Source organism: Bacillus sp. SIMBA_074, assembly GCF_046534555.1.
Classification (GTDB): Bacteria; Bacillota; Bacilli; order Bacillales; family Bacillaceae_G; genus Bacillus_A; species Bacillus_A mycoides.
Window position 1 is genome coordinate 1 of the sequence record NZ_JAWRYM010001068.1, and the last position, 244, is coordinate 244.

Consider the following 244-nt stretch of genomic DNA (forward strand, 5'->3'; position numbering starts at 1 on the left):
GGGTTCACCGCACCGAACAGCACGTCCGCTGTCGCCGATCCGCCCGCCTGGCCGAGCAGCCACGCCTCGACCATCGCGGGGACACGCCCGGCGAACGGCAGGGCCACGACTCCCCCGTTCGACAGGACGACAACGGTCCGCGGGTTCGCCGCGACCACCGCGTCGATGAGCGCCAGCTGTTCGGCCGGGAGGTCGATGTCCTCGCGGTCGTAGCCCTCCGACTCGAGCCGTGCGGGCAGGCCTG

1 protein-coding gene is annotated in these 244 nt (G+C 73.0%); it reads right to left on the reverse strand.

Annotated features, from left to right (window positions below):
* Positions 1 to 244: glycoside hydrolase family 3 protein (locus SB773_RS34045; RefSeq protein WP_410594905.1), on the reverse strand; the 244-nt coding region annotated here is incomplete at both ends.